Genomic DNA, 12,943 nt, shown 5'->3' on the forward strand with positions numbered 1-12,943 from the left:
GGAGTAATGTGTAAATTGCGCAAGCGATTCAGCAGGAAACACAGCGATTTTTGTCGAAAGTAACACCCACTATGAAAAAATCAAACACGTCCACTCATCTCAAAATGAAATATATCTGGATCATCTTGATGACCTTTGCGGTATTAGTCGGCATGCGCTGGTTCTGGACCCATCAAATGTTCCCCGTTCTGCGGGATCATTCTCCTGTAAACGGCGAGCTTGATTTGCGAAATGTCGATTTGGACAGCGCACCGTTGATGTACCTGAACGGCGAATGGGATTTCTACCCTCATCAGCTGCTAACCCTTCAGGAAATCCGATCCGGAAAATACGATTCCATCCCTGTACAGGTGCCCGGAGACTGGGGAGATGCGCTTAACAACAGCGATAATACCTCTTACGGGTACGGTACTTACAGGCTGCAAATTCGGATGAACCCGATTCCGCAGCCCGTTTCATTTTGGTTCAAGAAACTCCAGGCATCGTCCGAAGTGGAAATCAACGGCGAAACCGTATCTGCACTAGGTACAATCGGCGATACCCCCGAGCAATACAAACCCAACAGTCTATCATTCACCCCTTCTTATGACGGGAACACAACGAAGATTGACTTGGTCGTTCGGATTGCCAACTTTGACAGCCCGCATAAAGGAGGGATCATGGTGCCTGCCTATTTCGGATCACAGGCGGCCATGGACTTTTCCCGCTGGTATTCGATCGGCTTTCAGCTCTTTATATTTCTCGTGTTGATGCTTCACGGGATCTACGCCGGCATCCTTTTCTTGATCAACCCGTGCGAAAAATCCTTATTATACGCCTTGTTGGTTACCGTATCGGTAGGTATAGCCATTTTGTCCGCACACGATAACATTCTGATGCTGTGGTTGCCGCTCAATTACACATGGGGACTGAAAGTTCACCTGATTGCTCTGTTAGCCCTAAGCATGTTCATTATTTTATTGTTCCGAAAATTCACGACGCGACGTTCACCCAGCCGCTGGACCCGCATATACCTTGCCATGCTGCTTGCCATGATGATCCTGACTACCGTTTCGCCGGCGTCCTTCATTTACGAAATCATCCATTATCGTATCTTTGATTGGCTGTATTGCACCGCATTCGTCTGGTTTATAACGCTCTCGGTCAAAATGGTCGGACAACAGCAGAACGACCAAGACATCATTTTCATACTGGTGTCTGCTTCCTGCATCATTTCCAACCTGTTATGGAGCTTTGCGGAACTGTCATTTAACGTTACGACGGTCTTCTATCCGTTTGATCTGATCATGGCCCTCGCGGGATTCTCGACGTATTGGTTCAAAAAATACTTCCGCAATGCCAGATTGAACGTCGAGCTGAATGAACAGCTGATCAAAGCGGACCGCATCAAGGATCAGTTTCTGGCGAATACGTCCCATGAGCTAAGAACTCCCTTGCACGGCATCATGAATATCGCCCACAATGTCGTCTCGCAAGAGAAAGGCCGGCTGCATCCCGGCAGCCTGCAGGACATGAATCTGCTGATCACGATCAGCCGCCGCATGTCGCATCTTATTGGCGATCTGCTCGATGTCGTCCGGCTCAAGGAGCACCGCATCAAGCTGCATCCCGAGCCGATCCGGGTTCAGTCCATTGTGCCCGGAGTCCTGTCCATGCTGCAGTTTATGACTGAACGCAAAACCATAACGTTGCATAACGACATTCCCGATTCGCTGCCCGCCGTCATGGCGGACGAGAAACGACTGGTGCAAATTTTGCACAATCTGATCCATAATGCATTGAAATTTACGGAGACCGGCATGGTGACTCTCTCTGCCGAGGTACGGGAAACAAAGGCGATCATCCATGTTTCGGACACGGGCATCGGCATGGACAAGGAGACCCTTTCGCGCGTTTTCTCCCCATACGAACAAGGCCTGTCCGGAGATGGCCATGAACAGGGCATTGGGCTCGGGCTGAGCATCTGCCAGCAGCTCGTTGAACTGCATGGCGGTACGCTGAGCGCTCGCTCCGAACCTTCCAAAGGTTCAACGTTTACGTTCAGTTTGCCGCTGGCCAATACGGATCTCAGCCAGGTACGACCGGGAATACGGATGGAACCGTGGGAAGAAGCATCCTCTCCCTCCACGAAGCTCTCTGCCGCGGCGAAATCAAGTTCAGAAACCAATGTGGCCGAATCGTCCGAGCAGAACACGAAGGCAGCTCACGCCTCACCTGCGGTTCTTCCTTTGCTGCAGGAAAGCCCGATTCACATTTTGGCCGTCGATGACGATCCGATCAACCTGAAGGTACTCGTCAGCATGCTTTCGTCTGAGCCTTATACCGTGACGACGGCCCATTCTGCCCGTGAAGCGTTGGAGCTGCTGGACACCCGACAATGGGACCTGCTGGTCACCGACGTGATGATGCCTCAGATGTCCGGATACGAGCTGACTCAAAGAGTACGTGAGCGCTACTCCGTCTCCGAGCTGCCCATCTTGTTGTTAACGGCTCGCAGCCAGCCTTCGGACATCTATACCGGTTTCTCGTCCGGAGCGAACGATTACGTGACGAAACCAGTGGATGCGCTGGAACTGAAATACCGGATTAAAGCGCTGATCGGGCTGAAACAGTCCATCAACGAACGGCTTCGGATTGAAGCTGCCTATCTGCAGGCCCAGATCCAGCCTCATTTTCTGTTCAATACGCTGAACTCGCTCATTGCATTAAGCGATATCGATACAGAGAAGATGCACAAATTCGGGGATGCGTTTGCCTCCTTTCTAAGAATCAGCTTCAACTATCTCAATACGGGAAAACTGGTGGAGCTCCCTCATGAGCTGGAGCTGGTTCAGGCCTATCTGTACATTGAACAGGAACGGTTCGGGGAACGATTGTCCATCATCTTGAATATAGAGCCTGGCCTGAACATCTTGCTGCCTCCGCTTTCCGTTCAACCCTTGGTCGAGAACGCCGTTCAGCATGGGTTGCTGGGCAGGGCGTCGGGCGGAACGCTAACCCTCACCATTGCCCGTGAGAAACAGAGTCAGGCCGTGCGGGTCGAGGTTCACGACAATGGCGTCGGCATGGACTCCCAATTGGTCAAGCAGCTGCTGGACGTTTCGATGCAAGGGAAACAGGGCATCGGGGTTGCCAATACGAACCGCAGGCTGATTCAGCTCTACGGACAGGGGCTGACCATTCGCAGCGAACCGGGTGCAGGTACATCCGTCTCGTTCGTTATCCCTTATCAACAGCCTGAATCCCATGAACATGCCAGGTCTTGACCATGACAAGACCGAAACCTGCCCCCTTCGTCAAGAAGGGGGTTTTTGCGCTCTCCAGCTGCCCTTGGGAAGGCGCTCTTCCCGCTGCAGCTCGCCCGAACCAGATTGAATTCACTCCGGCGAGGAATGTTCACTTGCCTATTTGGCCATTTTTTGTAAAATAATTGATGTAAGCGCTTTATTTCAAACTCTTGGGGAGGTGCTTGAGATGGGAAACAGGAAGACGGCTTGGATTCTGGCTTTCGCTTTGACTCTCACGCTGCTAGGCATGTATGCCGAACGAACGGAAGCGGCAAGTGCAACGATCACCAACGGTACCGATTGGCTTGATACCGCAGGCAACCCCATTCACGCCAACAGCGGCAACATTCTCAAAGTAGGCAGCACGTACTACTGGTACGGCGAACACGCCGTGAGCGGCAAGTTTGACAGTGTTAATGTATACACATCCACCGATCTGAAAAACTGGACGTTTCGGAACGCCATCCTGACCAAAGACTCGGCAACCGAACTGGCTTCCAGCAAAATCGAACGTCCCAAAGTGATCTACAATCCCTCGACGGGCCAGTATGTACTATGGGCACACTACGAAAACGGCACCGATTACAGCCTGGCCAGGGTTGCCGTAGCCACCAGCAGCACGCCGGACGGCAAATTTACGTATGAGGGCAGCTTCCGCCCCATGGATCTTGAATCCCGCGACATGACCGTATTCGTGGATACCGACGGCACGGGTTACCTCTTGTCGGCTTCTCGCAAAAACGGCGGGGCTAACGATACGATGGCCCTGTTCAAAATGAACGACAGTTATACGGGCGTGGATTCCTTCGAGGGCTGGCTGTTCGAGAACGCCTACCGCGAAGCCCCGGCAGTCGTCAAAAAAGGCAACCGCTATTACCTCTTCACCTCCCAAGCCTCCGGCTGGTACCCTAATCAGGGTGCATACGCCACAGCAACATCCATGTCCGGACCCTGGTCAACGCTTACGCCTTACGGAAATCCTTCTGCCTTCGGATCGCAAATCCATGATATTGCCACCATTACAGGGAGTACGACAACGACCTACATCTACATGGGTGACCGCTGGAATCCGCTCAATCTCGGCGAACACAAGCATATATGGTTGCCACTCACCTTGAATGATAACAATGGAACTGCCTCTCTGGAATGGAGCAAAGAATGGAGCATCGATGCGGCCAGCGGAGTCGTGACCCTGCCCAATCTAGTCAATCACGCCCAAGGCAAAACAGCCGCAGCCAGCTCCGTCGCTTCCGGCTCTTCTGCTTCAAATGCCAGCGATGGCAATTACCAGACTTCATGGGCGGCATCGTCCAATACGTGGCCAGCCTGGTGGCAGGTCGATTTCGGTTCACCCCGAACGATTACCGAAATTGACATCTCCTGGTTCATGTATAAAGGTTCCGAAGGATACTACAAATATAAAATCGAAATCAGCAACGATGGCATCAACTACTCCACCATTGACCGCACGACCAATACAACGTACGGCTTCACCACGGACGCAGTCCATTTTACGGCCCGTTATGTGCGTATCAGCATGGTTAATGCTGTTCTGTGGAACAACCCGAGCAACTGGTACACACCGACGCTGCACGAAGTGAAGATGCTGGGCCCATCCACGCCCGATGCCGTCAACTACAGCCGTTTCAGTTCCCAGAACTATCCTGACCGGACGATCCGCCATGCCGATTTTGCGGCCCGGATCGATGCAAACGTCTCGCCCGAACTCGACTCCCACTTCAGGGCAGTACCTGGGTTAGCCAGTTCCAGCGGCGTATCCCTGGAATCGATCAATTATCCGGGCTACTTCCTCAAGCGCAATAACAGCAACAAAATCGTGCTTGAAGTTTACAGCGATACCGCTGAATACAAAGGCGACGCCACCTTTCTCATCCGTCCGGGCTGGGCCGATCAAACGAAGGTATCGTTCCAATCCTACAGCCAGCCTGGCAGCTACATTCGGCATTACAATTACGTGCTGCAACTCGACACCGTGACCGCGTCCAGCAGCGCCACGTTAAAAAGCGATGCCACTTTCGCAAGAACGGACTTCTAGGACACCATATTCGCCACATAAATAAAAGGTCGCTTCCGACCCGGATTCAGGGGAAAGCGGCCTTTTATCCATGATTCCCATAAACTGTATGGATGGGCGGATAGTTGTGCTGTATAATTTTCCCCAAACCATAATGGAAGGAGATGTTGTATTTTCTAATGAAAACGAAAAGTTCCACACCGAGGAAAAGACGTTTACCTGCAATCCTTGCTTATAGCTTCGCCGTTCTTCTTTTAGTATCAGGCACGCTGGGAGCCTTTGGACCTTCCAACCTACCCAAGGCATACGCGGACGGCAATGTCACCACAGGATACTCCAAAGATCAGCTGGACGCGTTAAATTTTCTGAACGAGGTCCGCGCCAAGGTCGGCGTGCCGCCCGTTCGTTTGAATCCGTATGTCACCCGGGCAGCGGAAGCCCATGCTTCGTACTATAATAGGAACCATGCCCAGCATCCCAATCTGAGTGCCCACTCGGAGCAAGCGGGAATGCCTGGTTTTAAAGGCGTAAATATCAAGAACCGCATCGAGGCGGCCGGATTTGTCGCCCAAAATCGCGGATTTGCCTATGGCGAGGTCATGCATTACCATCAGAAAAGCAGTTCCCAAGCCGTGCAGGGATGGCTGGATACCGCTTATCACCGCAAAATCATACTCGATCCCAGTTATGACGAGGTTGGCATCGGTCTGGTCGACGGCACGGCCGTAATGGATTTTACGGGTTCCGGTTCCCAGCCGGACAATGGAAACATGTCAGTTTACCCCTACGACCGTCAAACCGATGTACCCGTTGGTTTCTATGGGTTGGAAAGTCCGAATCCACTACGGCAGTTCAATGTGGAATTCTCGGGCTACATTATTTCTGCGTCTACAGCGGCAACCATTAACCGTTACCAGGCAAAAATGACTGACCAACAAGGAAACGAGGTTCCTTTGCATGAAGAATTGTACGGGAGCACATTATTTCTGTATCCAAAATCCGTTTTGAAAGGAAACCACACCTACACCGTAACGCTTGAGCTTTTGAGCGGTAAATCAGCGGAAGCGCTGCGCAAAACGTGGTCATTCACTACCGGAAAAGGTCATAGCTTGACCGAACTTGGCCCATATATGAAGGAAGTCACTCTGAACCAGGGAGAGCAGCTTCAACTAAAATGGAGAAGTTTTTATGATGATGGATCATGGGAAGATGCAGAGACAGGAGTCAGCTACATAACGAGCAATCCCAAGGGGCTTAAAGCATCCGCAAATGGCATGATTCATGGCATATTGCCTGGCGAGTACACGCTGAAGGCTACGCTCGAAGGGAAGTCAGCGCAGGCTAAAATCAAAGTTTACCCCAAATGGAAGACTAAAACGTACAGCAAACCAATTAACAAGCTGCCTTCCGACATTCAGGGACATTCCCTTCAGGAAGCATTGGAGTGGGGATTGCGCTCAGGCATCGTGAGCGCTGATGGCCAGGGACAACTCAAGCCTGATTCAACCGTAAGCGAGTCGGAATTCTGGATCATGTTGCTTAAAACGTATAACGTCGACATCCAGTCTTATCAGAAGGGAAAAGAAAGCCTTGCCGACACTGCTTACCGAATCGCCAAAGACCGTAATTATCCGCTGCTGGGCCTCAAAACGGCTTCATTACGCGACAAACCGATCAATCGCCAGCGCATTGCCGAGATCGTGTCCGCTGCAGACGGCATGCATTTCATCGGCTCCAACGCGGTCAGGTACGTGCTAGCCAAGGACTACGTCCGCGGAGTCACGGAATTGTCTTACTCGGGATATGAGAGCGATAGCACGGTAACCCGAGCAGAAGCGTTGAACATTCTGAAACGCCTTCAGAGCTCCCTGGGCACATTGAAAGGCAGACCGGCGGAACCGACAGATCAATTGGCTCTGCCTAAATTGCCGGAAAAGGTAATGTATGTCAAACCGGCCGTTTTCGAGGAACAAAGCTTGTTTGCCCAATATGACAAAGGCGGAAAGCTGATTGTGGAAGGCCAGTTTTCACAATTGAAAGACAGAACGATCCTGTTCAAGGTTCAAGAACACACCGTTACCGGTTCCCAACATATTGAGGATGTGCAGGTTACCTTTGATAGCAAAGGATACTTCCATATCGAGCCTGGCACGTATTCTCCGGACCAGCTTAACCTTTACTTGTATGCACCGTCCGCCACCTTTTTTATATCTGTGAAAAAGGACACGATGAATCTGTCGCAATATTCTACGTCGGCAGTCAATTAAAAGGACAAAAGATGAGTTTGATCTGTTAAAATAAAGGAGCGAGTGAACCCGGCAAAAGTTTCTCGCCCAGAGTCGATTGGTCATACAATCGGCTTTTTTATTTGCTCTCCTGTCCTGTTATACTGATTAATTAATTCATCCAGTATGATCGATTGCTTGATTACAGCAGGATGCTGTAAATCTCCATATTTTTCCGCCATGACGTGAAGGCGATTCCTGGCACGTTCAATACGTAATTGCATGAGCATGCTTCTTTTCATTATAGAACCACATCTCCTTTGTTGATATTTTAGGGTTTGCTGTCAGATAGTAGAATCATCTTTTAACGGCACAAGAAAAAGAGCGGTTTCCCATTTTGAGCTAGGGATCGTCGGTTTATTATAGGCTTGGTTTGAACCAAGGCAAGGTTACAACCAGAGAAACAAAAAAAGGGTGCTCCCTATAATCAGGAACACCTTGCTGCTTTCACTCTATGTACCCCATCCATGCCCCATTGTAGTTAATGTTATTGGGGTAGAAACGACAATCATAACACTACAGAGAGTCAAGAAGAACAACACTTTTTTTAGCATTGAGTCGATGCACCTCGCTTGATAGTTTTTTATATTTCTCTTTTGCTCCGAGATCCGCAAAATCCCTGTATTGCTCAAAAAGGGTCATGCAAGTAATGATATTCTTACTACTATTAATTGTAATCGATAAATTCAAACCTTTTAGTACAAGTTTTACCGCAGTGGTAGCATCCTTGCTTTGATTGAAACGATACACCGCAAGATCACTGAGAAACTGAACATAGCTCTCTTTTAAAATAGCCGGCTTATACTCGCCAAACTCCGTTTTGTCCGATTGATAGGGTATATATGCTGCAAAACGCTCCAAAATGCTATCAACATTCAGTCCGTATAGATTTGCTGCTTGGACAATGTGCCGCACAGCAACGAATATTTCATCTTCTTGAGACGATATGTAATCCGCATACTCATTCAATACCTCTACTTCGCCGGACATTAAACGATAGAGATACGTGTTAGCAACACCCCACTCAGCAAATTGACCTAAAATATGCTTTGCTTCCTCATCCTTCTCCTGTACCCAATTTTCACCGCTGATATACAAATCTACAAATGTTAGTGCTCTGTCATAGTCTCCGCACTCTTCACTGGCTGTAGCTCGAGCCAGATAAGCATACAGAATATAATAGTACAAAGGTCGCTCCGACCGTTTCCAGCCCTCTTCTGCTCGTTCAGATCGGCATTGTAAATCATACTGAATCGTTGCGATTCGGTGCATTTCCTTGGCTAAAGCATCCACTTTCGCCCATTTGTGAACCATTCCGAAAACGTGCATCAGTTGCTTTAAAGCTTCAAGCTGATCGGCTTCATCGAGACGATTAACGTACAGCTCAAATTGAGTTGCCGCGCGCACATTCTCTTCCAGATCCTCGCCCAAATCAATCATAAACAAACGGTAATGACACAGCGCCAGCCTTTCAGAGTGCTGATACTTCTCCACTTCGCGCACACTTCTGTACAAAATCCCGGCAGCCAAACGTTTGTCATTGGCAAACAATTCTTCAGCCATATCAAAAAGTACAGATACGTAAGATATATCCTCCAGCAGACGATTCACGATCTGTTCAACACAATCTAACCGTTCTAATTCTGCACAACGAAATATAAATGGTCGTATTCGTCGCATGGAGATCAAAGAGGAAAAGCATTCCTCTATGTAATCTTCAAAAAAGTAATCCTCCGGTAACCCCATTCCAGCAGTAATAGCAACAAGTTGTGTCATGGATATGGGCTTGTTTCCCTTTAATATTCTACTTAGGGTACCCGAATTGATTCCGGATACTTCCGCAAATTGAGAATGTATAATATGATTTCTGTTCATGTACGCCAGTAGTTCTTCCCGGATAGAATTTACAGATTCCAATCAAAGACACCCCCTGCAACAAAAACCAAAATTTAGGATTAAAAACCTATATATAGTTGATACTAATTATGAATCAAACGATGGTCAATAACGTGTATGCGTCTTGAACAGACTTAAAATAGGAATACACCCCTACAAACAATAGTAAGAGCTTTCTCCACTTCACCCAGCAAAAGCTTCAAAAGTTGGAGAAAATCGGATTCACCTGATTATAACTGGAACACCACATAACACGTAATATATTATGTGAACTATAAAACGTGATGAAAATTTCGCATCTGCTCTATCATTTATATTAAAAAGGAGCTTTGGGCATTAATGAAGTTAAAGGAATCTCGGATAGCAGCAGGATTTACTCAAGAATCAACAGTCCTAAAAATAAACAACTATATGAAATGTTCTCTCCGAAATTACCAAAACATAGAGTATGGCATTGTCATTCCAAATATCACATTGGCGCTGCCAATTGGCCACTTATATGGCGTTGACCTCCGCGAAGTAGACGTATGGAACTTCCCTAACGAACATACAGATCTATGACCGCATCACGACTATCCGGCAGGAACATGTATAATAAACACAACCTGTAATGCTCTGGAGGAGATAAGATGACAACATTTCTGAACCTGATTGGACCCATTTTGGAAGGATAGCGCCTACCGGTCCACAAACTGCGTGTTTCCTTCATGAACGAAGGTGCCAAACTCATGATTCATCATCAAGTCATTCCCATGAAATACGACAATGCTGCCCAAATTAACGATATCGCTGCGCTGGAGCAGCAGTGCAAGCAGCTCGATTCCGCTTGCCTCAAGGCCGATCTGGAGCATCTGACCAAAGAAGACGGCGACCATGGGCTTTTGTGCTATCACAACGGTCAATTGGTCGGACTTCTAAGCTGGTATCTTTCAGAGGGCACGGTCGGATGCATCAACGCTGTGGTTCATCCGCAAAACCGACGACAAGGCGTCTTCCATAGCTTGCTTGAACGAGCGAGGGAGGACATGCGGCCTCTCGGCATCCACCGGCTAAGCTATCGCGTGCCGCAAAGCCATCCGGCTGGAATGGCTGCCGTTCAGGCGTTTGGCGCTGCATATGACCGTTCGGAGTATGCGATGAAGCTCCAGAATGATGCGTCTGCAAAACAAAGTCAAACGGTTTTCTCTTCCGGACTTGCTCTGACTGCCGCAGAACCGGAAGATCTGGAGTTCATGATCGCCTGTTCATCCGCTGCATTCGGCGATCCGGAAGATTGGACGCGCGACTATTTCAGGCACACCGATGAACCGAGCCGGCCCACGTATGTGATTCGCAAAGAAAATGAGCCCGTAGGACTGATCCGGGTCAACGTCATCAACGATTCGACGGGGTTCATTCACAACTTCTGCATCCTGCCTGCGCGTCAGGGAGAGAAGCTGGGACGCGCCGCGCTCACTTTGATGGTACACCGATTGCTGGAGCAAGGTTATACGGACATTCGGCTTTCCGTCGTAACGGAAAATGAACGTGCCCTAAGCTTGTACCGGAGCGTCGGATTCGACGTGACCACGGAATATAAATATTTCATCGGCCCGATCTGAACGGGCACGGAAAGGAGATGTTCCCCCGCTAAGGGAGGACATCTCCTTTTTCACAACGACCCGAAGTTTCCCGAAACGAAAGACGAGCTTCTCTCCGTCAAAACCGCTGAGCTGCCACGTTCTTTGGCGCCGGATTCGTGAACAGTTCCCATTTGCCGCGGAAACGGTCAAAGCTCATGGCCGCAGCCTGCTCCGCAATGCCCAATCCCCGGAATGGACGCAATACAAAAAACTCATGAACGAAGTAATCCGTACCTTTGGAGCAATGCGGCGGGGTGGCGATCAAAGTAAATCTGGCAGGGAGATCATCTACGGTAATGAGAAGCGGATAAAGGCAACCTTTTTTCTCCCACCACACGTTCTGAACGTCGTACTGATCCTGCAATGTTCTGTATTCATCGCCATTATGGTGGAATGATCGTGCCGGTTTATGCTTACAGCATGAATTGCTTGGTCATGTTTCCTTTTTGCCGTACACGATTTTGCGGATGCTATCGTCCGAAAGGCAAAACTGTCCGGCCAGGTCGGCCATGCTTGCACCGTCCGCAAATTGGGCGCGAATCTGCTCGTTTCGTCGTCGGACCAACGCCCTGGCGCCGGAGTTCTCGCCCCATTTTCGATGCATTTCCTTCGGTTTCGGAATATAGATCAACCCGCCCGGAAAATGCTGCTGCACCAGCTCCACAATTTCCGCAGGCAGTACGGTATGTGCATTCACGTATTTCAATTCGCTCCACTCCTTAAAATAAAGTTTTAAGGAAGCAGAGTCCTGAAATGAACGTTTGCCGCTAATCAGGCTTGGCGGTGGTGTTTATTAAGCTCCATGCAAAACAGCCGCCGCTGTTCATCCTGTGGACTCTGCATGGAGCGGCGATCCAATCTTCTTATGGGTTTTACCATGGTATCCCCCCCTTCTACAGATATTGGTTCAAACTGCTCGCGAGCAGTTCCTTGACGGCTTCCTTCAGCCCATCCGGGCGAATGACCTCTACCTCAGGACCGTAGGATAGCAGCCTGCGAGCCGTGTACGGCATCTCTTCATGCGGCACCCGTCCGCGCCACGTATTCCCTTCAACGGTTTGGAACAACGGATCGGACCCGGCCAAGCGTTGACCGAAATCGGTAAAACGAAGCACCACCTCTTCGCCAGAACGCCCATCTTCGGCTCGAAGCCATGCTTGCAAATGCGGAACCGTGTCATCCATCTGCTCAAGCACCCGGAGCGCCTTCATGCGATCCGTTCGGTACAGCAGCACCCGCTCGCGTCGCCGGGCCGGCATATACCAATACCCGTCATCGAAATAGATGCCGAGCGGGTACGCCTCGACTGTTTTCTCTCCGTTCCGGGAGTGATAGGTAAACGCAATGGCCCTCTTTTCCACCGCCGCTTGCAAAACGCCAGTCGTCACCGCTTCGGGCGCAACCGAGGGACGCTGCATAAATGTGATATGCCGCCTCATCCGTGCGATCAGTTCCTGCACGTCTTCGGGCAAACTGCCGAAATATTGCTCGGCCAGATGCTCACGAATGGAACCATAAGGGAAGTCCGGAACCCGTTCCAGATACTCCAGCATCATGAACAACCCGAGCGCCTCGGTTTGCGTCAATTGCAGCGGGGGCAGAATGCGGTTGGGGAGCACCCGGTACCCGCCATGAACGCCTACCTCGGCGTACAGGGGAAAGCCCAGCTCCTGCAGATCGTTCAGGTCGCGTTGAATCGTCCGGACGGACACTTGAAATCGCTCCGCGAGTTCGCGGGCGGTAAACTTTTTGCGCGAATCCATCAGACGCATGATGGCCAGTTGCCGATTATTCATTTTACCCCGCCTAACTACGTCA

General features: G+C 49.8%; 9 protein-coding genes. 4 read left to right on the top strand and 5 right to left on the bottom strand.

Annotated features, from left to right (window positions below):
* The first annotated feature begins 71 nt into the window (after positions 1 to 71).
* The 3 genes from SNR34_RS30255 to SNR34_RS30265 all read left to right on the top strand — a co-directional run bounded on the left by SNR34_RS30255 (position 72) and on the right by SNR34_RS30265 (position 7,589).
* Positions 72 to 3,266, top strand: a complete 3,195-nt coding sequence (locus SNR34_RS30255; protein ID WP_486180844.1) for a hybrid sensor histidine kinase/response regulator — start codon at positions 72 to 74, stop codon at positions 3,264 to 3,266.
* 268 nt (positions 3,267 to 3,534) lie between these two features.
* Positions 3,535 to 5,343 (top strand): AbfB domain-containing protein, encoded by a 1,809-nt coding sequence (locus tag SNR34_RS30260; RefSeq protein WP_486182533.1) that lies wholly within the window; start codon positions 3,535 to 3,537, stop codon positions 5,341 to 5,343.
* Between the two features lie 158 nt (positions 5,344 to 5,501).
* The gene (locus SNR34_RS30265) at positions 5,502 to 7,589 is read left to right on the top strand and encodes a CAP domain-containing protein (protein ID WP_486180845.1); all 2,088 of its coding nucleotides are present in this window, start codon (positions 5,502 to 5,504) and stop codon (positions 7,587 to 7,589) included.
* A gap of 80 nt (positions 7,590 to 7,669) precedes the next feature.
* On the opposite strand, the gene SNR34_RS30270 is transcribed toward SNR34_RS30265, so the two are convergent.
* Positions 7,670 to 7,849: an aspartyl-phosphate phosphatase Spo0E family protein gene (locus SNR34_RS30270; RefSeq protein ID WP_486180846.1), complete on the bottom strand. Its 180-nt coding sequence runs from the start codon at positions 7,847 to 7,849 to the stop codon at positions 7,670 to 7,672.
* 274 nt (positions 7,850 to 8,123) lie between these two features.
* Positions 8,124 to 9,524, bottom strand: a complete 1,401-nt coding sequence (locus SNR34_RS30275; protein WP_486180847.1) for a helix-turn-helix domain-containing protein — start codon at positions 9,522 to 9,524, stop codon at positions 8,124 to 8,126.
* A 707-nt stretch (positions 9,525 to 10,231) separates the two neighbouring features.
* Here SNR34_RS30275 and SNR34_RS30280 point away from each other — a divergent pair.
* On the top strand, positions 10,232 to 11,104 hold the full coding sequence (locus SNR34_RS30280; RefSeq protein WP_486180848.1) for a GNAT family N-acetyltransferase: 873 nt from the start codon (positions 10,232 to 10,234) through the stop codon (positions 11,102 to 11,104).
* Positions 11,105 to 11,201: 97 nt separating this feature from the next.
* Here the strand turns inward: SNR34_RS30280 and SNR34_RS30285 are convergent, their stop codons facing one another.
* From SNR34_RS30285 to SNR34_RS30295, 3 genes are all read right to left on the bottom strand, one after another.
* On the bottom strand, positions 11,202 to 11,489 hold the full coding sequence (locus SNR34_RS30285) for a hypothetical protein (RefSeq protein ID WP_339275278.1): 288 nt from the start codon (positions 11,487 to 11,489) through the stop codon (positions 11,202 to 11,204).
* A gap of 69 nt (positions 11,490 to 11,558) precedes the next feature.
* Positions 11,559 to 11,822 carry a CD3324 family protein gene (locus SNR34_RS30290; RefSeq protein WP_339278503.1) on the bottom strand — a complete coding sequence of 88 codons (264 nt, stop codon included), beginning with the start codon at positions 11,820 to 11,822 and terminating at the stop codon, positions 11,559 to 11,561.
* A gap of 196 nt (positions 11,823 to 12,018) precedes the next feature.
* Complete coding sequence (locus tag SNR34_RS30295) at positions 12,019 to 12,921, bottom strand: helix-turn-helix transcriptional regulator (RefSeq protein ID WP_486180849.1); 903 nt, start codon at positions 12,919 to 12,921, stop codon at positions 12,019 to 12,021.
* Positions 12,922 to 12,943 lie beyond the last annotated feature (22 nt).

It is taken from the genome of Paenibacillus sp. XP01, from assembly GCF_057364885.1.